19 protein-coding genes, 1 tRNA gene and 1 pseudogene are annotated in these 22,713 nt (G+C 70.1%); 5 read left to right on the plus strand and 16 right to left on the minus strand.

Annotation, left to right across the window (positions count from 1 at the left end):
- Positions 1-64: 64 nt before the first annotated feature.
- The 4 genes from KV557_RS20650 to KV557_RS20665 all read right to left on the minus strand — a co-directional run bounded on the left by KV557_RS20650 (position 65) and on the right by KV557_RS20665 (position 5,475).
- The gene (locus KV557_RS20650; protein WP_218202351.1) at positions 65-1,906 is read right to left on the minus strand and encodes a bifunctional metallophosphatase/5'-nucleotidase; all 1,842 of its coding nucleotides are present in this window, start codon (positions 1,904-1,906) and stop codon (positions 65-67) included.
- A gap of 284 nt (positions 1,907-2,190) precedes the next feature.
- Entirely contained in the window at positions 2,191-2,724 is a 534-nt protein-coding gene (locus KV557_RS20655) for a hypothetical protein (protein WP_218202353.1), read from the minus strand.
- Positions 2,711-4,369, minus strand: coding sequence for an extracellular solute-binding protein (locus KV557_RS20660; protein WP_218202355.1), 1,659 nt, complete (start codon positions 4,367-4,369; stop codon positions 2,711-2,713). Before KV557_RS20660 ends, KV557_RS20655 begins: the two co-directional genes overlap by 14 nt.
- A gap of 8 nt (positions 4,370-4,377) precedes the next feature.
- Positions 4,378-5,475 carry a substrate-binding domain-containing protein gene (locus tag KV557_RS20665; protein WP_218202358.1) on the minus strand — a complete coding sequence of 366 codons (1,098 nt, stop codon included), beginning with the start codon at positions 5,473-5,475 and terminating at the stop codon, positions 4,378-4,380.
- A gap of 278 nt (positions 5,476-5,753) precedes the next feature.
- Here KV557_RS20665 and pyk point away from each other — a divergent pair, with 278 nt between their 5' ends.
- Positions 5,754-7,184 carry a pyruvate kinase gene (gene pyk, locus KV557_RS20670; protein WP_218202360.1) on the plus strand — a complete coding sequence of 477 codons (1,431 nt, stop codon included), beginning with the start codon at positions 5,754-5,756 and terminating at the stop codon, positions 7,182-7,184.
- A 52-nt stretch (positions 7,185-7,236) separates the two neighbouring features.
- On the opposite strand, the gene KV557_RS20675 is transcribed toward pyk, so the two are convergent.
- Together KV557_RS20675 and KV557_RS20680 are read right to left on the minus strand one after the other, a co-directional pair.
- A complete protein-coding gene (locus tag KV557_RS20675; RefSeq protein ID WP_218202362.1) occupies positions 7,237-8,022 on the minus strand; it encodes a helix-turn-helix domain-containing protein in 786 nt (261 codons plus the stop codon).
- 119 nt (positions 8,023-8,141) lie between these two features.
- Positions 8,142-8,216: transfer RNA gene (locus KV557_RS20680), tRNA-Leu, on the minus strand.
- Positions 8,217-8,282: 66 nt separating this feature from the next.
- Here KV557_RS20680 and KV557_RS20685 point away from each other — a divergent pair.
- Positions 8,283-8,969: an ANTAR domain-containing response regulator gene (locus tag KV557_RS20685; RefSeq protein ID WP_374106655.1), complete on the plus strand. Its 687-nt coding sequence runs from the start codon at positions 8,283-8,285 to the stop codon at positions 8,967-8,969.
- Positions 8,970-9,026: 57 nt separating this feature from the next.
- On the opposite strand, the gene KV557_RS20690 is transcribed toward KV557_RS20685, so the two are convergent.
- The 6 genes from KV557_RS20690 to KV557_RS20715 form a co-directional block, all read right to left on the minus strand.
- Positions 9,027-9,743 carry an ABC transporter ATP-binding protein gene (locus tag KV557_RS20690; RefSeq protein WP_218202363.1) on the minus strand — a complete coding sequence of 239 codons (717 nt, stop codon included), beginning with the start codon at positions 9,741-9,743 and terminating at the stop codon, positions 9,027-9,029.
- Positions 9,740-10,561 (minus strand): ABC transporter ATP-binding protein, encoded by an 822-nt coding sequence (locus KV557_RS20695; RefSeq protein WP_218202365.1) that lies wholly within the window; start codon positions 10,559-10,561, stop codon positions 9,740-9,742. The genes KV557_RS20690 and KV557_RS20695 overlap by 4 nt, the downstream gene beginning before the upstream one ends.
- An 8-nt stretch (positions 10,562-10,569) precedes the next feature.
- Complete coding sequence (locus tag KV557_RS20700) at positions 10,570-12,501, minus strand: branched-chain amino acid ABC transporter permease (protein ID WP_218202368.1); 1,932 nt, start codon at positions 12,499-12,501, stop codon at positions 10,570-10,572.
- Between the two features lie 5 nt (positions 12,502-12,506).
- A complete protein-coding gene (locus KV557_RS20705; protein ID WP_218202369.1) occupies positions 12,507-13,436 on the minus strand; it encodes a branched-chain amino acid ABC transporter permease in 930 nt (309 codons plus the stop codon).
- Between the two features lie 153 nt (positions 13,437-13,589).
- A complete protein-coding gene (locus KV557_RS20710) occupies positions 13,590-14,822 on the minus strand; it encodes a branched-chain amino acid ABC transporter substrate-binding protein (protein WP_218202372.1) in 1,233 nt (410 codons plus the stop codon).
- Between the two features lie 585 nt (positions 14,823-15,407).
- Complete coding sequence (locus KV557_RS20715; protein ID WP_218202373.1) at positions 15,408-15,872, minus strand: PaaI family thioesterase; 465 nt, start codon at positions 15,870-15,872, stop codon at positions 15,408-15,410.
- A gap of 299 nt (positions 15,873-16,171) precedes the next feature.
- Between KV557_RS20715 and polA the strand changes: the two genes are divergently transcribed.
- The gene (gene polA / locus KV557_RS20720) at positions 16,172-18,859 is read left to right on the plus strand and encodes a DNA polymerase I (RefSeq protein ID WP_218202497.1); all 2,688 of its coding nucleotides are present in this window, start codon (positions 16,172-16,174) and stop codon (positions 18,857-18,859) included.
- An 82-nt stretch (positions 18,860-18,941) separates the two neighbouring features.
- On the opposite strand, the gene KV557_RS20725 is transcribed toward polA, so the two are convergent.
- Both KV557_RS20725 and KV557_RS42805 read right to left on the minus strand, forming a co-directional pair.
- Positions 18,942-19,463 (minus strand): GNAT family N-acetyltransferase, encoded by a 522-nt coding sequence (locus KV557_RS20725; RefSeq protein ID WP_218202375.1) that lies wholly within the window; start codon positions 19,461-19,463, stop codon positions 18,942-18,944.
- Positions 19,464-19,563: 100 nt separating this feature from the next.
- Positions 19,564-20,046, minus strand: a pseudogene (locus KV557_RS42805) (SDR family NAD(P)-dependent oxidoreductase); the annotation flags it as partial.
- A gap of 155 nt (positions 20,047-20,201) precedes the next feature.
- Between KV557_RS42805 and KV557_RS20730 the strand changes: the two are divergent.
- Entirely contained in the window at positions 20,202-20,783 is a 582-nt protein-coding gene (locus KV557_RS20730) for a hypothetical protein (RefSeq protein ID WP_218202377.1), read from the plus strand.
- Between the two features lie 334 nt (positions 20,784-21,117).
- On the opposite strand, the gene KV557_RS20735 is transcribed toward KV557_RS20730, so the two are convergent.
- Both KV557_RS20735 and KV557_RS20740 read right to left on the minus strand, forming a co-directional pair.
- The gene (locus tag KV557_RS20735; RefSeq protein WP_218202379.1) at positions 21,118-21,519 is read right to left on the minus strand and encodes a head decoration protein; all 402 of its coding nucleotides are present in this window, start codon (positions 21,517-21,519) and stop codon (positions 21,118-21,120) included.
- A 116-nt stretch (positions 21,520-21,635) separates the two neighbouring features.
- Positions 21,636-22,001: a hypothetical protein gene (locus tag KV557_RS20740; RefSeq protein WP_218202381.1), complete on the minus strand. Its 366-nt coding sequence runs from the start codon at positions 21,999-22,001 to the stop codon at positions 21,636-21,638.
- Between the two features lie 464 nt (positions 22,002-22,465).
- Between KV557_RS20740 and KV557_RS20745 the strand changes: the two genes are divergently transcribed.
- Positions 22,466-22,609: a hypothetical protein gene (locus KV557_RS20745; protein ID WP_218202383.1), complete on the plus strand. Its 144-nt coding sequence runs from the start codon at positions 22,466-22,468 to the stop codon at positions 22,607-22,609.
- Positions 22,610-22,713: the final 104 nt, after the last annotated feature.

Genomic DNA, 22,713 nt, shown 5'->3' on the forward strand with positions numbered 1-22,713 from the left:
CCCACCGTTCCGGGTACGGCGAGGCGCCGACGGCTGAACCGTCGGCGCCTCGGTGGAGTGCGGGTCAGAAGACCGGCTGGCCGGCGCGGACGAGGCGCCAGGAGTTGGTGAAGAAGTCGGCGGGGTCGATGACGCCCTTGGCCTTGACCCAGGCGATCATCGTGTTGCGGATCTCGTCGGAGTTCGACCAGACCGCCTTGGCGGTCGCGACGTGCGGGAAGTTACCGCCGCCGTTGGCGCGGTAGTTGTTGACCGCGAAGACGAACTGGGCGGCCGGGTCGATCGGCTTGCCGTTGTAGGACAGGTTGACGATCCGCTGGCCCTTCGGCTGGGCGATGTCGATGTCGTAGCTCAGGCCGTAGATCGAGTCGTAGTTGTAGTCCGGGGTGGTCTCGGCGCCGGTCATGGCGTCCTTGTCGACCGGGGCGCCCGGGGCGAGCTGGTAGTAGTACTTCGCCGAGAACTCCAGGTAGTCCTTCAGCTGGGCGCCCGTCAGGATGCGGGCCTCCAGGGTGTTCTCGTAGATGTACAGGCCGGCCGCGTCGCGCAGCTTGACCTGGCCGGCCGGGATCAGCGCCGTGCGGTTGAACGGGGCGGCCTGGGCCACCACCGGCAGGTTGGCGTACTGCCCGCCCGCCAGCGCCGCCTTCACCGCGTCGGCCTGGATCCGGCCGATGAGGTCGATGATCGGGGTCGCCCGGAACCGCGACTCGGCGATCGACAGCTCGACCTTGCAGGTGCCGATCTGCTGGTTGACGTACGCCACGACCTTCTTGTGCTGGTCGGCGATCGCGTTCGCGATCTCCGGGTTCTCCGGCACGGTGTTGGCGTTCAGCACCCGCGAGGAGACCGAGAGGACCTTCCACGCGCCGTCGACGAACTCGACCTCGAAGTCGAAGCAGCTCAGACGCTGGCCCCAGCACAGCGGCTCGGAGAGGACGACGGTCCTGCCGGTCTTCTTGTTGACGATGAGGCGCTGCGCAACCTCCTTGTGGGTGTGGCCCACCAGCACCGCGTCGATGTCCGGGACCTTCTCCGCCATCTCGCCGGAGGCGTCCTCGGGCCAGGGGAGCTGGTCGCCGTAGGTGGTCGGCTCGTCGATGCCGGAGTGGGCCGAGACCACGATGACGTCCGCGCCCGCGGCCTTCATCCGCGGCACGTACTTCGCCGCGGTCTCGACGATGCCGGGGAAGACCATCTGGCCGGTGACGTTGGCCTTGTCCCAGATCGCGATGCCCGGGTTGGTGAGGCCGAGGATGCCGACCTTCAGCGGGGTGTCCTCGTCCAGCCACACCTCCTTGATCACGTACGGCTTGAAGGCGGGCTTCTCGTTCTTCGCGTGCAGGGCGTTGGCGCCGAGCAGCGGGAACTCCAGCTGGTCCTCGAAGGCCTTCACGGTGGGGATGCCGTAGTTGAACTCGTGGTTGCCGAGTGCGGCGGCGTCGTAGCCCATGAGGTTCATGGCGACGGCCATCGGGTGATCGGGCACGTTGTTGCCGTCGGTGGCGATCGGCTCGACGCGGGCGTAGTAGTAGGTCAGCTGGGTGCCCTGGATGATGTCGCCGGAGTCGATCAGCAGGCAGCGGTCCCAGCCCTTCTCCTCACGGACCTGGTTGGCCAGCGTGGAGATCTTGGCGAGGCCGACGTCGTTGTGCGCCTTGTCGGCGTAGACGGCGTCGGTGAAGTAGTCCCAGTTGAGCACCCGGCCGTGCAGGTCGGTGGTGCCCATGACGGTGAAGGCCTGCTTGCGGCTCTCGCCGTCGTGCTTGTTGCCCTTGGCCCGCGCCTTGTCCGGCTCGGCGGCCGCGGCGGCGGTGGCGGCGGCGAAGGCGGTGCCGCCGACCAGGGCGGCGCCGGCGGCGGTGGCGGCGGACCGGGTGACGAAGTCACGGCGGTTCAGGGACATGGACGACTCTCCGGGGTGGGGACTGACTGGCGAATGGACCGTCAACTGGCCCGCTTGCACCGTGCATGTGACGTGTGTGCGAGGTGCGTGACCGCATTGACGCGCGTAGAAGGACGCGCGTAGAAGTGTGCCGCGCGGCCGGGCGGATTGATAGCCCTCCGACGTTTCCAACAGGTGAGATCTTGGCGACTCGTTCGTGACGTGGGTGGGCGAGGGCTGCGAGTGGTAGGGGTCCCGGAGCAGGCTCGGACCCAGGCTCGGACTCAGCTCGGCCAGGCTCGGACTCAGGTGAGCTCGGCGGCCAGCACGCCCACCTCGCGCCCGAGTTCGGCCTCCGGGCCGGGCCCGCCCGGGCCCGTCCACGGCTGCCACGTGCAGGCCCGCAGGTACCCGGCCACCGCGACCGGCAGCCGGTGCCGGACGATCCGCTCCGCCGCCGGCCCCGGACCGGCGGCCCGCAGCGCGTCCAGCAGGTCGTCCACCTTGGCCGAGGGCGGCAGCGGCACCGTGCGCAGGTACGCGGCCAGGGCGTCCAGTTCGGGGTTGGGCAGCGGGCCAGGCGGCGGGGCGGGCGGCACCGGGGGGCCGGGCCGGACGGGCTCGACGACTTCGCCCGGCTGCGCCGACCCCGCCGTCGGCCCGGGCGTGAGCAGCGCGCCCGCCGCGTACAGCCCCGCCACCACCGCCGGCCACCACGCGCCGCCCAGCCCGGCGAAGTGCAGCCCCAGCCCGATGGCGCCGCCCGCGCAGCCGACCAGGTTCCGGGCCGACTCCAGGTACCCCAGCACCCGCCGGCCAGGCCCCTCACTGGTAGCCACGGATCTCCTCGAACACGCCGTCCAGCGACGCCGTCCCGTCGAACAGCTTGCCGCCGGTCAGGTCCGCGATGCCCTGCAGCTGGCTCACCGCCGCCTCACCGAACTTGATCGGGAACACCGGGATCGACTTCGGCCCGGCCGGCAGCCCGTCGTGGAACTTCTTGAAGTCCCCGTCCGTGGCGCCCTCGTTGCTCTCCCCGTCGGTCATCAGCACGATCGAGGTGAACCGGTCGTCCCCGGCCGCCTTCTGCTGCCGGTCGATCACCCGGTACGCCTCCTCCAGCGAGTCGTACAGCGCCGTACCGCCCTCCGCCGCCAACGACTGCACGTCCGCGTTGATCGACGCCAGCTCCGCCGCCGGCCCCGGCTGACCGCCCGAGGCGGGCACCGCGTGCGTCTTCGCCCACTTCACCTTGGACGCGAAGGAGATCAGCGTCACCTCCTCGCGGTCCCGGAAACGGCTCACCCCGCGGGTGTCGTCCGTCCCGGTCAGCCGGCCCAGTGCCGCCTTCAGCGAGTTCAGCCGGGCACCCTCCATCGAGCCGGAGGTGTCCAGCACGTACACCGTCCGGGACGGGCGGCGCAGCTCGTTCTGGTACGAGGCCAGCAGCCCGTCCGCGACCGCCCGGCTGCCCGGGAACGGCAGCTCCCGGCGACGGTCGGACGGCAGCGTCGGCGCCGCCGTGGCACCCGGGGTCACCGGCCGGCGCAGCGTCAGCTCGGAGATCCGTTTCTGCACGTCCTCCTTGAGCAGATACGCGGTGAGCCGCTGGAACGACTCCCGCTCGCGCTGCGAGGCCGACGTCAGCAGCGACAGCGGATAGTCCGCCGACACCACGCCGTCCACCGGGCGGACCACCGTCAGCTGCTGGTCCGGGGCCAGCGACTTGTTCAGCGACAGCAGCACCGACTCGTAGTTCACCAGCGCCCCCACCTTGCCCGACTCGGCCCGGGTGTACGCCTGCGCCAGCCAGCCCGACGAACCCGAGGTCAGCTTCTGGCCGGTGAAGAACTTCTTCAGCGACGGCGAGGCCTTCTGCACGTCCGCCTCGGTCAGCGCCGCACCCGCGCCCGAGAACGCCGAGGCGACGGCCACCAGGGTGGAGAAGCCCGAGTTCGAGCGGGACGGGTCCGCCATGCCGTACGACAGCTTCCCGGCCGAGGCCGCGTCCCCGATCTGCGCCCAGGTGACCTTCGAGCCGTCGGCCCAGCCGAGGTCGTTGAGGACGGACGAGCGCACGCCCACCGCCACCGGGGACACCATCACCGGCGTCTCGGACAGCAGCTTCGCCTTCCCGGCGTCGTCCAGCCGCAGGTACTGGTTCGACGGGAACCAGACCGCGTCGTACTTGCCGTCCGCCCGGCCCGAGGACACGGCGTCCGCGCCGTCCAGCGAACCCGTCCAGGCGAACTGGACGGTCACCCCGGTGGCCTTCTGCGCCTCCTCCAACACCGGTGCCATGTCCTGCAGTTCACTGCCGGCCAGGACCCGGAGCACACCCGGCTGGGCGGTCGGCGCGGGCGCGTCCGTCGGCTTCGCGGTCGGGGGCACGTCGCTGTGGGAGGCGGAGGTGCAGGCGGTCGCCACGAGCAGGGCCAGGGCGGTGGCGGCCAGGCGCCAACTCCTGTGCTTCGTAGGATTCATCGGGCTCTTCACTGAGCATTCCCCTTGGCTGCCGCGACCAGTTTGAGCAGGTAGTCCTGCGCCGGCACCTGCGGCTGCTTCACCTTCGCCGCCGTGAGATCGGGTGCGAAGTCCGGCTTCTTGCCCTGCACCGCCTTGGCGAAGGCGCTCGGATCGGCCTGCGGGCGGAACCCGAACCTCGCCTCCAGCCTTCGGAGTTCCTCGTCGTCCTGGAGCAGACTCGCGAGCTTCTGGCCGTTGGCGCTCCTGGCGACGACGGTGTGGTCCGAATAGATCGTGGTGTCCGGGTACATCACCACCATGTCCCCGGTCGACGTGCCGCTCAGCGCCAGCTGGGCGACCTGCGACTCGTAGGCGAACACCAGCGGATTGCCGACCCCCGCACCGAAGTCCTTGAACGGCTCGTCGCTGCTGCTCTTCTGGCCGCCCTGCAGCGCGGTCGCGGTGTGCAGCACGTCCTTGGTGGCGTCAATGCCCGCCTGGTCCGACACGACCTGGCGGTTGTTCAGGATGTACGACAGCAGCGCGATGTACATCGCCCCCGAGGACGAGCTCTGCGGATCGGTGGTGGTCACGAAGATCGTGCCGGACAGCTCCGGATGGGCGGCCGCGCCCACGAGATCCTGCCACTTGCGGCCGGACTTCAGCGCGGCGAGGTACGCGTCCATCTTGAACGTCCAGACGCCGTGGTCGGAATCGTCCAGGGTGGCCAGGTTGTTCTCCTGCAGCACCCGCGCCACCGGGGCGTGCGTCACGATCACCAGGGGTGAGTAGAAGGGCACCAGCGGCGAGTCCTGGAGGCCCCAGATGTGCTGGATCTCCTTGACCGGCGCGGCACTGGCGGGGAAGGCGAAGTCCAGGTCGGTCTGCTGCTTCGCCTTGTCGCTCATCGTCCAGGAACCGGTGGAATCGGCGCGGACCTCCAGCCCCTGCTTCGCTAACTCATCCTTGACCTGCTGGTTCTCGAAGAAGGCACGTTTCTCCGAGCCGATCAGGCCGGTGACCGTGACAAGCTTCGTGGGCCCCGGACCGGAATCCGGGATCAGCGCGTACGTCACCCCGCCGAGCAGCACCAGGGCTGCCAGCACCCCCAACGCGCGTCTCATGCCGAACGCTTCCCCCTCGTCCGCTACGTCAACCGGGTGGTCCCCGGGTGACGAGCGTCCCGCCGGGCCGGGAGCGGCGGACGAAGCGGCGGTGAACCGGAGGTGAACACCCCTTCACGGAATCGCATCGGCGGGCGGGGTGGCGGGTGCTGCGACCAGGGTGGTCGCACACCGGTCCGAGGATGTGTCAGATTGTTCAACTCGCCTTACGGCAACGGTCATCCCGTGGTCCTGGGCCGCGTCGCGGTTACGCGCCGGTAATGCCTACCCTCAGCAGTATGCGCCGAGCAAAAATCGTCTGTACCCTCGGGCCCGCCACCGACTCGTACGACCAGATCAAAGCCCTGGTCGACGCCGGAATGGACATCGCCCGCTTCAACCTCAGCCACGGCTCCCACATCGAACACGAGGAGCGCTACCGCCGCGTCCGCAAGGCCGCCGACGAGACCGGCCGCAGCGTCGGCATCCTCGCCGACCTTCAAGGCCCGAAGATCCGGCTCGACACCTTCGCCCACGGGCCCGTACTCCTCGAACGCGGCGACGAGTTCACGATCTCCACCGACAACGGCGTCGTGGGGGACAAGGACATCTGTGGCACCACCTACAAGGGCCTCGCCGGCGACGCCTCCCGCGGCGAACGCATCCTCGTCGACGACGGCCGGGTCACCCTGGAGGTCGTCGAGGTCGACGGGCCGCGCGTGCGCTGCATCGTCATCGAGGGCGGACTCGTCTCCGACCACAAGGGCCTCAACCTCCCCGGCGTCGCCGTCTCCGTCCCCGCCCTCAGCAACAAGGACGTGGCCGACCTGCGGTGGGCCCTGCGGACCGGCGCGGACCTCGTCGCGCTCTCCTTCGTCCGCAGCGGACGCGACATCGAGGACGTCCACCGGATCATGGCCGAGGAGGGACGGTTCGTCCCGGTCATCGCCAAGATCGAGAAGCCGCAGGCGGTCGACAACCTGGACGCCATCGTCGACGCCTTCGACGGCATCATGGTGGCCCGCGGAGACCTGGGCGTGGAGATGCCCCTCGAACAGGTCCCGCTCGTCCAGAAGCGCGCCATCAAGCTCGCCAAGCGCAACGCCAAGCCCGTCATCGTCGCGACGCAGATGCTCGACTCGATGATCAACGCGTCGCGGCCGACGCGCGCGGAGGCGTCCGACGTCGCCAACGCCGTCCTCGACGGGACGGACGCGGTGATGCTCTCCGGGGAGACGTCGGTCGGTAAGTACCCCGTCGAGACGGTCAAGACGATGGGCCGCATCATCGAGGCCGCCGAGACCGACATCCTCGCCGCCGGGCTGCCCCCACTGACGGCAGGGAGCAAGCCGCGAACCCAGGGCGGCGCCGTCGCCCGCGCGGCCGCCGAGATCGGCGATTTCCTCCACGCCAAATACCTCGTCGCCTTCACCCAGTCCGGCGACACCGCCCGCCGCCTCACCCGCTACCGCTCACCCATCCCCGTCCTCGCCTTCACCTACGAACCAGCCGTCCGCAGCCAACTCGCCCTCACCTGGGGCGTGGAGACCTTCCTCGGCCCGTTCGCCCCGACGACCGACGAGATGGTCGAACAGGTCGACGCCGCGCTCCTGTCCCTCGGCCGCTGCAAGAAGGGCGACATCGTCGTCATCACCGCCGGCTCCCCACCCGGCCTCGCCGGCTCCACCAACCTCGTCCGCGTCCACCACGTGGGGACGCTGGACAACTGACCTGGTTGGGTTTCGGGTGGCGCAGCCCCTCCGGGGAGGGGCTGCGCCACCGTCAGTACTTGGGGCCGATGTGGGCGTCCATGAGGGCGACTGAGTCGTTGCGGGCGATGGAGATGTTGACCTGGCCGGTGGGGCGGGGGATCGAGGCCTTCCACGCGACGCCGACGGCGTCGAGAGTCGCGGTGAAGAGGCCGATGATGTCGGTAGACGTATTGGTGAAGAAGTAACGCGGGTACTCGTAGCGCTTCTTGACGCCGCTGACCGTGCGAGTCGTCCAGTTGGTGATGCGGCAGCCGTCGGAGTGGATCAGGCCGCGCAGGAACTCCCAGGGGTGGGCGTCGACGATCTCCTGCTGCCAAGGCGCCAGGGCGATGGTGCGCTCGTGCTTCTTCCCCGGGCCGTGCTGGGGGAAGTAGCAGGCCAGGTGACTTGAATACACCTTCACGTTATGGGCGCCGGGCCGCCGCACGCGGCAGGGTGTGAGAGTGGGCAGGACCTGCCGGATGGCCGCCTCAACGGCATCCATGATTCCGGGCCACTTGTCGTCACAGGTTATGAACAGGCTGGAGGTTCGGTGCTGCTTGGGATGGCTGATGTGGCCATCGCCGAGGTGGAGCCCGAGCAGGTATGAGTACGCGGGGCGGTTCAGGTCGTCGCCGTAGCAATGCATGCACGGGGAGCGCTTGCGGCCGGGAAGTTCGCCGCGCTTGGCGAGATCCTGATGCTTCCACCAGGAGACCGTGTCACGGGGGATGGCCAGTCGGCGGGCAGTCTCGGCAGTGCCGACACCGCTGCGGAGGAGGAAGACAGCTTGCTCACGCACAGATCGGTCGTACATGTGACCGAGCGTGTGCGAAGTTTCCGGGCGGGTCTGGCGAATGCTCGGATCTTCACTCGGGTGGGCGAAGATCGACAATGGCCGCCTGGCCGTTGGATTCCTCCGATTCGAAGGAAAAGTGCCCCGAGTGGGATTCGAACCCACACTGTATGGTGTTTGAGACCATTGCCTACTGCCAATTGGGCTATCGGGGCCTACGATTCGAAGGTTGCCGCCTCCGTGCCGTGCATCAAACATACCGTGTCTAGGTACCCTCGTGCATGCAGTACCCCGCCGGAACGAGGAGCCCCGTGAGCACCGCCGACGAGCAGGCACAGCCGCTTGAGACCGATATGCCCCAGATCACGCGGATTGTGATCGCCGAGGACGAGGCGCTGATCCGTCTCGATCTCAAGGAGATGCTCGAAGAGGAGGGTTACACGGTCGTCGGCGAGGCCGGGGACGGGGAGACGGCGGTGCGGCTGGTCGAGGACCTTCGGCCTGACCTGGCGATCCTCGATGTGAAGATGCCGGTGCTGGACGGGTTGTCGGCGGCCGAGCAGATCCACGAGAAGCACCTGGCGCCCGTTCTGATGCTCACCGCGTTCTCGCAGCGGGAGCTGGTGGACCGGGCCCGGGACGCGGGTGCGATGGCGTACATCGTGAAGCCGTTCAGCAAGTCGGACCTCGTTCCCGCCATCGAGATGGCGGTGTCGCGGTACACCGAGATGCGCACGCTGGAGGAGGAGATCGCGGATCTCTCCCAGCGACTGGAGACCCGGAAGCTGGTGGACCGGGCGAAGAGTGTGCTGCAGACGAAGTTCGGGCTGAACGAGCCTGCCGCTTTCCGGTGGATCCAGAAGACGTCGATGGACCGTCGGATGACGATGGCCGCCGTGGCCGAGGCGGTCATCGAGGAGGGCGAGGCCCAGGACCGCAAGAAGGCGGAAGAGGCCAAGGGGGAGTAGGGCAGGCAAGGCTGAGGGCCCCGTCCCCCCGGACGGGGCCCTCAGTGCTGCTCGGGCTCAGTCCTCGCCGAGGTAGGCCTTCCGCACGGACTCGTCGTGCAGCAGGTCCGCGCCCGTGCCGGTCAGCACGATGCGGCCGGTCTCCATCACGTAGCCCTGGTCGGACAGGGACAGCGCCGCCTGGGCGTTCTGTTCGACGAGCAGGATCGTCGTGCCGCCGGCCTTCAGCTCGACGATCGTCGCCATGATCTTCTGCATCATCAGCGGCGACAGGCCCATGGACGGCTCGTCGAGCATGAGCAGCTTGGGCTGGGACATCAGCGCCCGGCCCATGGCCAGCATCTGTTGTTCGCCGCCGGAGAGGGTGCCGGCCGCCTGCTTCCTGCGCTCGCCAAGGATCGGGAAGAGCCCGTACGCCCGTTCCACGTCCGCTGCGATGCCTGCGGCATCCGACCGGAGGAAGGCCCCCAGCAGGAGGTTCTCCTCGATGGTCATGCGCGGGAAGATGTGGCGGCCTTCGGGGGAGTGGGCGAGGCCGAGGGAGACGATCTTGTGGGCGGGGACGGTGGAGAGGTCCTGGCCGTCGAAGGTGATCCGCCCGGCGGTGGGCTTCAACAGGCCCGACAGGGTGCGCAGGGTGGTGGTCTTGCCGGCGCCGTTGGTGCCGATGAGGGTGGTGACCTCGCCCTGGTTGACGGTGAAGCTGATGCCCTTGACGGCTTCGATCTTGCCGTAGGCGACGCGGAGGTCCTCGACCTCGAGGAGTGCGGTCACTGGTCGGTCTCCGTAACGGTCTCCGCGACTGCGGGGGTGGTGCCTTCGAGCGGGGCGCCGAGGTAGGCGGTGATGACGCGTTCGTCGTTCTGGACGGTCTCGCGGTCGCCTTCGACGATCTTCTGGCCCTGGACGAGGACGGCGGTGCGGTCGCAGAGGTTGAAGATGAACCGCATGTCGTGCTCGATGACGAGGATGGAGATGCCCTTGTCGCGGATGGCGAAGACGAGTTCCTCGGCGGCCCGGGTCTCCTGGGGGTTCATGCCGGCGGTGGGTTCGTCGAGGAGCAGCAGCCCGGGGTCGGAGGCGAGGGCGCGGGCGATTTCGAGCTTGCGCTGTTCGCCGTAGGGGAGGTTGCGGGCGAGGTGGTCGGCCTTCCCGGCGAGGCCGGTGAAGGCGAGGAGTTCCATGGCGCGTTCGCGGCTCTCGGCTTCGGCGCGGTGGTAGCCGGGGCCGCGGAGGATGGCGGAGAAGATGCCTTCCTTGGTGCGGGTGTGGCGGCCGACGAGGACGTTCTCCAGGACGGTCATGTTGGCGAAGAGCCGGATGTTCTGGAAGGTGCGGGCGATGCCGGCCTGGGTGACGAGGTGGGGTTTGGGCGGCAGGACGGTGCCGCGGTAGCGGACCTGGCCCTCGGTGGGGACGTAGAGGCCGGTGAGGCAGTTGAAGAAGGTGGTCTTGCCGGCGCCGTTGGGGCCGATGAGGCCGATGATCTCGCCTTCGCCGACGGTGAGGGAGACGTCGTTGACGGCGGTGAGGCCGCCGAAGCGCATGGTGACGCCGGTGACGTCGAGCAGGGGCGTTGCAGCAGTGCTCATTGGGTCGGTCACGCCCCTGCCTTGGTGAGTGCGGTCGGCTCGCCGGTGGGCTGGGCCGGGATGGCGGCTTCGTGGAATTCCAGTTGCTGCCGCCGGTTGGGGATGAGGCCTTCGGGGCGGACGCGCATGAGGACGATGAGGGCGGCGCCGAAGGCGAGGAGCTGGTAGTCGGAGAGGAATTCGAGCTTCTTGGGGATGAGGAAGAGGAGGGTGGCGCCGGCGAGGGGCCCACTGATGGTGCCCATGCCGCCGAGGATGACGGCGGCGAGCAGGAAGGCGGAGTTGGGCGGCAGGGCCTCGGCGAAGGTGTACTGGTCGGGGGTGACGGTGTAGCTGACGTGGGCCTGGACGGTGCCGGCGAGGCCGGCGAGGCAGGCGCCGAGGGCGAAGGCGAGGAGCTTGAGGCGGAAGCCGTTGATGCCCATGGCCTCGGCGGCGGTCTCGTCCTCGCGGATGGCGACCCAGGCGCGGCCGATGCGGGAGTTGCCGACCCGGGCGAAGACGAGGACGACCAGGGCGGTGACGAGGAGCATCAGCAGGTAGTAGTTGGAGAAGCGGCCGAGTTCGATGCCGGCGACGGTGTGGGGCTTGCCGAGGTCGAAGCCGAAGATCTGCAGGTCGGGGATCCGCGGGATGCCGTTGGAGCCGTTGGTGATCTTGGGGCCGGTGGTGCCGTTGAGGTTGAGCATGGTGATGCGGAAGATCTCGCCGAACCCGAGGGTGACGATGGCGAGGTAGTCGCCGCGCAGCCGCAGGGTGGGGGCGCCGATGAGGACGCCGAAGACCATGGAGACGGCGGCGCCGGTGAGCATCGCGGCCCAGAACGGGAACTGGACGTGGATGGGCGAGGCGGGGGAGCCGGAGACCAGGGCGGCGGCGTAGGCGCCGACGCCGAGGAAGGCGACGTACCCGAGGTCGAGCAGGCCGGCGAGGCCGACGACGATGTTGAGGCCGAGGGCGACGGTGGCGAAGATCAGGATGTTGGTGGCGACCGAGGTGTACTGGTCGCTGGTCTGGGTGAACGGGAAGCTGGCGGCGGCGGCGAAGGCGGCGCCGGTGGTGACCGGGCGGTACTTGACGGTGAGTGCGCGCAGCCGGGCGATGAGGCCGGACTTGGCGAGGGCGGCGACGACGGGGGCGGCGAGCAGCAGGTAGCCGGTGAAGAGTTCGCCGTACTCGGTGTCGATGCCGAAGGTGATCGCGAAGAGGCCGAGGCCGAAGGCGGCGACGATGAGCAGCACCTCGACCCAGGAGGGGAGTTGGCGCGGCGCGGGGAGGGGCCGTTCGACGGTGCCGAGGCGCAGCCAGGTGTTGGCGAGGTGGCCGAGCTGGATGAGCAGGACAGCGCCGGCGGCGATGGCGAGGGCGCCGGCGAGGGCGGTCATGACGGGGGCGACGGGCTTGTCGCCGGGGATGGCGTGGGCGGCGAACCAGCCGATGGGGGCGGCGGGGACGAGGAGGAAGAGGCGCCGGTCGAGGATGCGGAGGGGGACGTGGGTGCGTCGGTCGAGGGGGAGGCCGAGGGCGCCGAGGACGGTGAGGATGCCGCCGGCGCCGAGGATCCAGCCGCCGGGTTCGAGGTTGGCGAGGCCGCCGAGTTCGGCGGAGATGGCGGTGACGGAGTAGAGGCTGACGGCGAGGGCGCCGGTGGCGGCGAGGAGGACGGCGTTGTGGCTGCGGGTGGGGGCGGCCCAGTGTAGGCCGGGGGTGCCGTGGGCGGCGAGGAGCAGGACGAGGGTGAGGAGTCCTGCGGTGAGGGCGAGCCATTGGAGGCCGGCGGGGGAGCCGGTGTAGGTGAGGTCGCCGGGGAAGTCGGAGGTCCAGGTCCAGGAGAGGCCGGCGGAGGCGGCGGTGGCGAGGGCGCCGAGGCCGGTGAGGGCTGCGGCGGCGCGGGCCGGCAGGGGGATGACCGGGGTGGTTTCGGTGCTGGTGGTGGTCATGGTGGTCACGCCCTGTCCGCGACGCGCTCGCCGAGCAGGCCTTGGGGCCGGACGAGGAGCACGAGGATGAGGAGTACGAAGGCCCAGACGTCCTTCCAGGCGCCGCCTCCGAAGAGGGACATGCCGGGGAGGTGCTGGATGTAGCCGGTGGCGAGGCTTTCGGCGAGGCCGAGGGCGACGCCGCCGAGCATGGCGCCGTAGATGTTGCCGATGCCGCCGAGGACGGCGGCGGTGAAGGCCTTGAGGCCGAGGAGGAAGCCCATCCGGAAGTCGACCTGGCCGCTGCGCAGGCCGTAGGCGACGGCGGCGACGGCGGCGAACGCGGCGCCGATGGCGAAGGCCATGACGATGATGCGGTCGGTGTCGATGCCCATGAGCTTGGCGGTGTCGGGGTCCTGGCTGGTGGCCTGCATGGCGCGGCCGGAGCGGGTGCGGGTGACGAACCAGCCGAGGGCGAGCATGCAGAGGGGGGCGGCGATGATCAGGAAGATGTCGCTGCGCTGGATGGTGACGGAGCCGAGGCTGAAGGGGTCGCCGGGGATCTTGGGGAAGACGCGGGCCTTCTTGGCGTCGGGGTAGAAGGAGAAGACGAGTTGCTGGAGGAGGATGGAGAGCCCGATCGCGGTGATGAGGGGGGCGAGTCGGGGGGCGTTGCGCAGGGGCCGGTAGGCGAAGCGCTCGGCGGCGACGGCGGTGAGGGTGGAGACCAGGATGCCGGCGATCAGCATCAGCGGCAGGGCCAGCCACAGGGTGGTGCCGCCGGGGAGGGCGAGGTAGGCGGTCAGGGCGCCGAAGCCGCCGACCATGACGATCTCGCCGTGGGCGAAGTTGATGAGCTGGACGATGCCGTAGACCATCGTGTAGCCGATCGCGACGAGCCCGTAGAGGGCGCCGAGGATCAGGCCGTTGGCCAGCTGCTGCGGTAGGTCGTGCACCGCTGGGCCTCCGTTGTGCGTTCGGGGGTGTCCGCGTGGGGTGGATGTGGGCGCGCGCGGGGGCACTCGTGGCGCCCCCGCGCGCTGTGCTGCTGGAGAGGAGGTGGTGGTGCCGGCGGCTCAGCCGTTGAGTGACTCAGCCGTTGAAGCGGCTCAGCCGCTGAAGGTGCCGGTCTTGTCCACGGCCCACTTGCCGTCCTTGACGGTGTAGACGGTGAGCTGCTTGTTGGTGGTGTCGCCGAACTCGTCGAAGGAGACCTTGCCGGTCACGCCGTCGAAGGAGATCTTCTGGACGGCGTCGACGACGGCGGCGCGGGCGTTGGAGGGGAGCTTGCCGTTGTTGGCGGTGACGACGCTCTTGACGGCCTCGATGATGGCCCAGCCGCTGTCGTAGGAGTAGCCGCCGTAGGTCTCGTAGGGGTCCTTGTAGCCGGCGGCCTTGTAGTCGGCGATGAACTTGGCGGCGGTGGGGAGCTGTTCGACGGGGCCGCCGACGGCGGTGGCGAGGTCGCCGGCGCTCTTGGGGTTGAGCTTGATGAAGTCGGCGCTCTGCATGCCGTCGCCGCCCATGAGGGGGATGTTGGCGCCGGCTTCCTTGAGCTGGAGGGAGAGCGGGCCTGCGGCGGGGTACTCGCCGCCGTAGTAGACGGCTTCGGCGCCGGAGCTCTTGACCTTGGTGACGATGGCGGAGAAGTCGCGGTCGTCGGGGTTGACGTGCTCCTCGCCGACGATGGTGCCGCCCTGCTTGGTGAACTCGGCCTTGAAGGTGGCGGCGAGGCCGGCGCCGTAGGTCTTCTGGTCGTCGATGAGGAAGACCTTGGACTTCTTGGCGTCCTTGGCGAGGTACTGGGCGGCGAAGGGGCCCTGGACGGCGTCGGTGGTGGCGGTGCGGAAGTAGGTCTTGAAGGGGCGCTTCTTCTCGCCGGTGACCCACTTCTCGCCCTGGCTGAGGGCGACGCCGGTGTTGGCGGGGGAGATCTCGACGAGGTTGGCGTCGTTGAAGATCTGCTGCATCGACTGGGCGACGCTGGAGTTGAGGGGGCCGACGACGCCGAGGACGCTGTTGTCGGCGACCAGCTGGGTGGCGTTCTGCTGGCCGGGGCCGGGCTTGGCGGTGTCGTCGAGGGCCTTGATCTGGAACTTGACGCCGGGGACCTCGTTCGCTTCGTTGGCCTTCTTGACCGCGAGCTCGACGGAGTTGCGGATGCCGATGCCGATGGCGGAGAGGTCGCCGGTGAGCGGGGCGTCGATACCGATGGTGACGGTGGTGGCGGAGCCGCCGCCGTTGCCCCCGTCGCTGGACTTCCCTCCGCGGGAGCCGCAGGCGCTGAGGCTGAGGGCGCCGATCACGGCAATGCTCACGACAATTGCAGAACGATGACGCACGAGGGTCCCCTTCGGTTCAGGAAGGCGCCGCGCCTGAGTGGCGGGAGCCGGGGTGCGCGGTGGGCCTGGCCCAATCCGGTGGCGCGGTGACTGGCCGTGACTCTAGATGCCGTGGGGCGGCTCGGGCAGTGGTGTGGCGAGGCTGTGATTCTCTTGTTATGAGCACACGTAGCAGTTGTCTCAGCATGTGGTCGTTTCGGCTCGACCGATCCGGCGCTGCCGGGTGTCTACTCGCTGGTAGGGCGATGTAAGGGCCAGAAATGTGGGTTGCTGCTGGACTCGCCGATAATCGGACTCTCGCGTCCGGTGTGCAGGGAACGGGCGTACTCGTCCGAATTCCGGACAGCGGACGCTTGCGAAAGGGCCCCGGGGTGCCTGCGGGCTCCGGAGCTGTCGACATGCTTGGATTTCCTAGTTGTTACACAGCGTTACAAGCGGGGGAGGGCTCCCACCCGCGTCCGGACATGCCGCCGCCCCCTTGTCCGGACCAACGCCTGCCCAGGGCGGCGGAAGGTCAAACAGGGGGGCGGCAAGGGGACTTGATGTTGTATTGACCGCAACCGGCGGCGGCCGACGGGCCGTTAGTCAGAGGTCGCGCAGCATGCAGGTCAGCCGGCAGCTGGTCACCCGCTTGCCGGTGTCGTCGGTGATCGCGATCTCGTACGTGGCGGCGGTGCGCCCCTTGAACACGGCGGTCGCGACGCCGGTGACGAGTCCGGAGGTGGCCGAGCGGTGGTGGGTGGCGTTGAGGTCCACGCCGACCGCGTACCGGCCGGGGCCGGCGTGCAGCATCGCGCCGATCGAGCCCAGCGTCTCGGCCAGGGCCGCTGACGCGCCGCCGTGCAGCAGGCCGTACGGCTGCTGGTTGCCATCGACCGGCATGGTACCGACCACCCGGTCGCCGGAGGCCTCGACGATCCGGATGCCGAGCTTCTCGCCGAGGTGGCCGCCGGAGAAGGTCTCCGGGCTGACGCCGAGCTTGGCGAAGTGGTCCAGCACGTCCTGCGGGACCTTCAGGACGGGGGCCGCGTCGGGGGCCGCGTCGGTCATGGGGGAACTCCTGCCGCTCGGGGGTCACATATCGTGCTGCCTGTGATCGTACGACCGTCCTACTCCGCGGTAGTGATCGCGTTCGGGGGGCTGGCGTGGCGGCCCGGCGGCGCGCCCCCGCCCCTCGCGCCCGCGCCCTGCCCGCGCGGCCCCCCTTCGCCGCCGCCCCTTTTGTCGGTGCCGGGCCATAGGATCGGTGGCCGGTAGTGGAATCGGCAGGAACGGACGTTGACGTGGCTACGCAGAGTACGGACAAGGACGCGACGGGTGGCGGCAGGGCCGGCCCGCGGCCCCGGCTGATGCTCCTCGACGGGCACTCGATGGCCTACCGGGCCTTCTACGCCCTGCCCGTGGAGAACTTCAACACCTCCACCGGCCAGTCGACCAACGCGGTGTACGGCTTCGCCTCGATGCTCGCCAACACCGTCCGGGACGAGCAGCCCACCCACATCGCGGTCGCCTTCGACCTCTCCCGCCAGACCTTCCGCTCCGTCGAGTTCCCCGACTACAAGGCCAACCGGGCCAAGTCGCCGGACGAGTTCCGCAGCCAGATCGGCCTGATCGGTGAACTGCTCGACGCGATGAACGTCCCGCGGCTGACCGTCGAGGGCTTCGAGGCCGACGACATCATCGCCACCCTGGCCACCGCCGCCGAGGCGGCCGGCTTCGACGTCGACATCGTCACCGGCGACCGGGACTCGCTCCAACTGGTCACCGAGCACGTCACCGTCCTCTACCCGACCAAGGGCGTCTCCGAACTCACCCGCTACACCCCGGAGAAGGTCGCCGAGAAGTACGGCGTCACCCCGCGCCAGTACCCGGACCTCGCCGCCCTGCGCGGCGACCCGTCGGACAACCTGCCCGGCATCCCCGGCGTCGGCGAGAAGACCGCCGCCAAGTGGGTCAACCAGTTCGGCTCCTTCGACGAACTCGTCGCCCGCGCCGACGAGGTGAAGGGCAAGATCGGCGAGAAGCTGCGCGAGCACCTCGACTCCGTCAAGCGCAACCGCGTCCTCACCGAGCTCGTCCGCGACGTCGAACTCCCGCTCGGCGTGGCCGACCTGGCCCGCGCGCCGTTCGACAAGGAGGCCGTCGGCACCCTGATGGAGTCGCTGGAGTTCCGCAACGCCAACTTCCGCGACCGCGTCTTCGGCATCGACCCGGCCGCCGGCGAGGAGGCCGCCGAGGCCGAACTCGCCCCCGGCGTCGACGTGGACGGCGAACTGCTCACCGACCCGGGCACCCTCGCCGCCTGGCTGCGCGAGCACGCCTCCGACGGCAAGACCACCGTCGCCCTCGCCGCCGTCTACCAGTGGGCCCTCGGCGCCGGCGAGGTCACCGAAGTGGCGCTGGCCGCCGGAGAGTCGGCCGCCTGGTTCGACCCGGCGCAGCTCGCCGAGGAGGACGAGCGCGCCTTCGCCGCCTGGCTCGCCGACCCCGCCGCCCCCAAGGCCCTGCACATCGCCAAGCAGGTCATGCGCGCCTTCGCCGAGCGCGGCTGGACCATCGAGGGCGTCGTCGCCGACACCGCCCTCGCCGCCTACCTGGAGAAGCCCGGCCGCCGCACCTTCACCCTGGAGGTGCTCGCCGAGGAGTACCTGGCCCGCTCGCTCACCCCGGCCCCCGCCACCGAGAGCGGCCAGCTCGCCTTCGACGCCCCCGAGGAAGACCCGGCCGCCGGCGCCCAGGCGCTCATGCTCCAGGCCCGCGCCGTCCTCGACCTCGCCGCGCTCTTCGACACCCGCCTCGCCGAGGTCGGCGCCACCGAGCTGATGCGCGACATGGAGCTGCCGATCGCCGCGCTGCTCGCCCGCATGGAGCGCTACGGCATCGCCGCCGACCGCCCCTGGCTCACCAGCCTGGAGAACCAGTTCGCCGCCGAGATCCAGCGCGTGGTCGAGGAGGCGCACGCCGCCGCCGGGCACGAGTTCAACCTCGGCTCGCCCAAGCAGCTCCAGGAGATCCTCTTCGGCGAGCTCGCCCTCCCCAAGACCAAGAAGATCAAGACCGGCTACACCACCGACGCCGACGCGCTCACCTGGCTCGCCACCCAGACCGACAACGAACTGCCGGTCATCCTGCTGCGCCACCGCGACCAGGCCAAGCTGCGCACCACCGTCGAGGGCCTGCTCAAGACCGTCTCGCCCAAGGGCCGCATCCACACCACCTTCAACCAGATGGTGGCCGCCACCGGCCGGCTCTCCTCGCAGGACCCGAACCTGCAGAACATCCCCGTCCGCACCGAGGAGGGCCGCGCCATCCGCCGCGCCTTCGTGGTCGGCGAGGGCTACGAGTCGCTGCTCACCGCCGACTACTCGCAGATCGAACTGCGCATCATGGCGCACCTCTCCGAGGACGAGGCGCTGATCGAGGCCTTCGCCTCCGGCGAGGACCTGCACACCACCGTCGCCTCCCAGGTCTTCGAGGTCCCGGGCACCGCGGTGGACGCCGAGATGCGCCGCAAGATCAAGGCCATGTCCTACGGCCTCGCCTACGGCCTGTCCGCGTACGGGCTCGCACAGCAGCTCGGCATCAAGCCGGCCGAGGCGCAGGGCCTGATGGACACCTACTTCGAGCGCTTCGGCGGCGTGCGCGACTACCTGCGCCGGGTCGTCGACGAGGCCCGCGCCACCGGCTACACCGAGACCCTGCTCGGCCGCCGCCGCTACCTGCCGGACCTCAACAGCGACAACCGCCAGCGCCGCGAGATGGCCGAGCGGATGGCCCTCAACGCCCCGATCCAGGGCTCGGCTGCCGACATCGTCAAGATCGCCATGCTCCGGGTGGACGAGGCGCTGCGCGCGGCCGGCCTCACCTCCCGGATGCTGCTCCAGGTGCACGACGAAATCGTGCTGGAGCTGGCCCCGGGCGAGTGCGAGCGGGTCGAGGCGATCGTCCGCGAGCAGATGGCCGGCGCCTACCCGCTGCGCGCCCCGCTCGACGTCTCCGTCGGCATCGGCGCCAACTGGGAGGCGGCGGCGCACTGACGCGCTTTCGGTGGGCCCGGGCACGTGCAGTGTCCGGGCCCACCGCACGCGCTGAACCCGGCGGCGTTGAACGGCCTCCTGCCTACGGCTGGGCCGAGGAGCGGGAGCGGCCCCGGAAGTCCGGGTAGCCCAGGATGAGGAGCTTCTCGGACGGGTTGAGGCCGTAGGGGACCACCTTGCCGGTGGGCTCGAAGCCGAGCCGCCGGTAGAACGCCAGCCCCCGCCCGTTGCGCTCGTGCACGCCCAGGGTCAACCACCGTACGTCGGTACTGACTTGGGCGTGGCGGATGCCGGCCATCATCAGGTCGGCGGCGGGGCCGGCGGGCCCGCGGTGCTCGGGGGACACGTAGACCGAGTGGACGTGGACGTGATCCGGGACGTCCGGGAGGGGACCGACGCCGGCGATCCCGACCCAGTTCCCGGCTTCGTCGGCGGCGATGAAGGTGGCGGACTCCTCGGAGGAGGCCTCGACGGCGGCCTGCTGCTGCCAGACGTCGTCGGGGAGGGCGGCGGTGTCCTCGTAGGAGGAACTGAACGCTGTGGGCGAATCGCGCAGCGCCTCCAGCCTGATCGCCCGGAGTTCCCGGTACTCCGTGCTCGTCATCCGACGTATGAAGTAGTGCATGGGTCCGACTTTCGCAGGTTCACGGTGCATCGTCGGGGGGAGATCCCGCTTCAGACCTGTTCGAAATGGAACGCCTTGATGACTGTGCGGTGAGGGCGTCCTCGGCCTCGCGTGGTGTGGTCTCCCACTCCTTGGCGAGGGGGTCGGGGTCGTCGAAGTCGGGAGGGTAGAGGGAGATCACCCGAACCCCCTGGGGCCGCAGGCGCTTGGAGAGGATGTCGACGACCCTGCCTGGGCGTTCTTGGCCGCGTAGAAGGCGTCGTGCGCGTCCGACCGGTGGTGCCCCGCGGTTCCGCAGGCGGAGACCATGGTCACTACGTCCGGCTTGTCCGAGTTGAGCAGGCGGGGAGGAAGTTCTTCACGGTCAGGACGGTGCCGGTGGCACCGGAGGCGATTGTGTCGACGATGTCGGCATCGGAGGCGGAACCGAGCTCCGGGCCTTCGAGTAGCGGGAGCCGTTGTTGATCAACACGTCGATGTGGTCCGCGAGACGAATGGCCAAGGTGCGCCCGAAATCGCGGCCGGTAGCGGTGATGACCACCCGGTGGTCGTCGAATCTCACCTCCGAGGCGGGGTCTGCTGCGCAGGAAGTCGGACGGGTCGGCTTCCTGCGCGCGGGTGCGGGAGTTCCGGGGTGTCGATGACGGCCTCCGCCCGCCGCTACGATCGGCCCGGTTCGCTGCGCGAAGGGCGCGGCGCCGGGCGGGGGAGCGGGCGTTGGCCGAGGTGGACGAGGGCGCGGGGCAGTGGTTCCGGCGGCCCCGGTTGGTGATTCCGGCTGCCGCTGCGGTGGCGCTGCTGCTCGTCGGCGGGTCGGTGTGGGCGCTGTCCGGTGCGGACGGCGTGCCGCCGACGGCCGTGGCGACCGCGAGTGCGAGCCCGGCCGCTGTCCCGACTGCGACTGCGACTGCGATGGCCACGCCGACGCCGAGTCCGACCGAGGTGCCGCCGTCGCCTCAGCCGTCCGCGACGGAGACGGCCACGCCGACGGCCGAGCCCACGAGCAGCGCCCCGGCCCCCGCCGCCAAGAAGCCGACGAGCACCCCGGCACACCCCAGGACGGCCGACACCCCCACCCCGAAGCCGAAGGCCCAGGACCCGAAGCCCCCGGCCGCGCAGGACCCCCACACCATCCCGCCCGTGCCCTGCACCGACTGCACGCAGCCGCAGCAACCCGACCCGTACCGAACCTGCGCCCATGACCCGGCCGGCCGGGTCATCACGTGCAGCCCCACCCAAACCGGCATCCCGATCCTGCGCCCCCCGGCCCCGGCGTTCACGCCGGGCTCCGTGCACTGAGGCAGGAACCCGGCGTGGCCCGGGCAGCGGTTCGCGTCCGGGCGGCCACGGGATACCGGAAGGGCGAGGTATGTGGTGGATGGGGATCTGGGCTATGCCAGGCCTGGCGCTCGACGAGTGGCACCCTGGCGTCGTAGGCGCGGTACATGACGACGTTGACGTAGCGGGTTCTGCCAGATGTGTTACTCCACCTCGGGGGCGACGACCGACCGTAGGAAAGAGGCTCTGCGTGAGCAGGAAGTAGTTGGGGGCGGGAGTGAACGGGCGAACGTGGTCAGGTCGTTGGCGCTGACGGTGGTCGGCAGGTCCTGGATGGTCACAGCTCAGCCGCCGTTCAGATGCAGCGGATCAGCGGGCCAGCGCTGGTCGGCGTGACCTTGGCGGGGTCGATGCCGCCGGGCGCCGTCGCGGCGCGCACGACGCCGAGCCACAGCATCGCGGCGGCGACCTTGGTCTGGCCGGGCGAGAACACGGCGTCGGCGAAGACCAGGCCGGCCAGCCGCTGGCGGCCGTCCGTCGCGGCCAAGTCGGACGCGGTGATCCGGGCGACGGGGACGCCGGACAGGACGCGGCTGTACGGCTGGATGGGGTCGGTGGACGCCTGGTAGTGAGTGCCGGCGGTGAACTTGGTGATGTCGAGGGTGATGGTCTCGGTGGAGTCGATGCCGTGCAGGGAGCCGAGCCGGCTGCGGTCGGCGGTGTACGACGCCGACGGGGAGATCGGCTGAACGGTCAAGGCGGTCCCTCCTCGGGGGTCGGGTGGGCGGTGGGCTTCGGGCACTCACCGCACGGTGGTGCTGTCCACGCGCAAGAGGGGGCGTGGTCCCCCGGGGGTCCCGGGCTGCTGCCGGGTCAGCCGGCGGGCAGGAACCCGCGGTGGCGGGCCATGTCCAGGCCTGCGGAGCCGGGCGTGACGGGGGCCTGGCCGCGCGGCGGCGGCCCGCCGGCGGGCGATCCGCCCGGCGCGGGCGGCGGCGTACTGGGCGCGGCCAGGCCGAACAGCTCGGGGCGGCGCTCCTTGAGGACGGCGGCCGCGGCGTCGACGGCCTGCTCGTCGGCGTCGTCGGGAAGGTCGAGGAGCCGTTCGGCATCGGCGAGGTCGTCGCCGTTGGCCCCCAGCCGGGCGAGTGCGGTCTGCCGGACGGCAGCACGCAGGCGCGCGAACGCCTCCGCCTCACGCTGTGCCGCTGCTCGCTCGCGCTGCTCGGCGGCGCTCAACCTCTGACAGCGAGGCCTGCTCAGCGGTGCGCTGCACCTCGACCCACGTGGACAGGGCGGAGGCGTCGGCGAAGCCCAGGTCGGCGACGGGCCACTTGACGGCGGCACGCTCCCCCTGGGACTTCTCTCGGGCGAGGAGACGACTCAGGCTGTCCTGGGTGATGAGGGTACTGCCGGAGTCCGGCGTGGGCGAGGCGGGCGGCTGGCCCGCCGGGTCGGCCGCGGGCGGTCACGGTACGGAACCTCCGGAGCAGCGCCCCCGCGCCGATGATCAGTGTAGCCGCGGGTAGTGTCCGTCCGGCTTTCGACCAGGGCCACATCCGTGCCGTGGTGGACCAGGACCCTGCTCCTCCGCAGGACCAGCCCACTGCAATCCGGTTCCGGGATCTTCGGCGTACCACCGCGACCCTGCTCTCGAAAAGGACGTCAAGGAACTCCTCGGCCGCGCTCGCATCGGCGCCACCGTGACGGTGTACGCCCACGTCCGGCTCCGCCTCCAACGCGACGCCATCGACCTGCTCGGACACGCTCTCAGCAATCTCACCGAGACCACGATCAAGCCCGACAACGGCAACGACCCACCACCTCGTGCCGCACTCGTCCGCTGACGTTGCGGTCAACTACTGCCGTCAGACGCTCCAGAGGTCCCACCGGAATAGCTCCGGTGGGACCTCTGGAGCGCCCCTATGCATATTTCATTCTATATAAGTCG

It is taken from the genome of Kitasatospora aureofaciens (assembly GCF_019192735.1).
Taxonomy (GTDB): Bacteria; Actinomycetota; Actinomycetes; order Streptomycetales; family Streptomycetaceae; genus Kitasatospora; species Kitasatospora aureofaciens_A.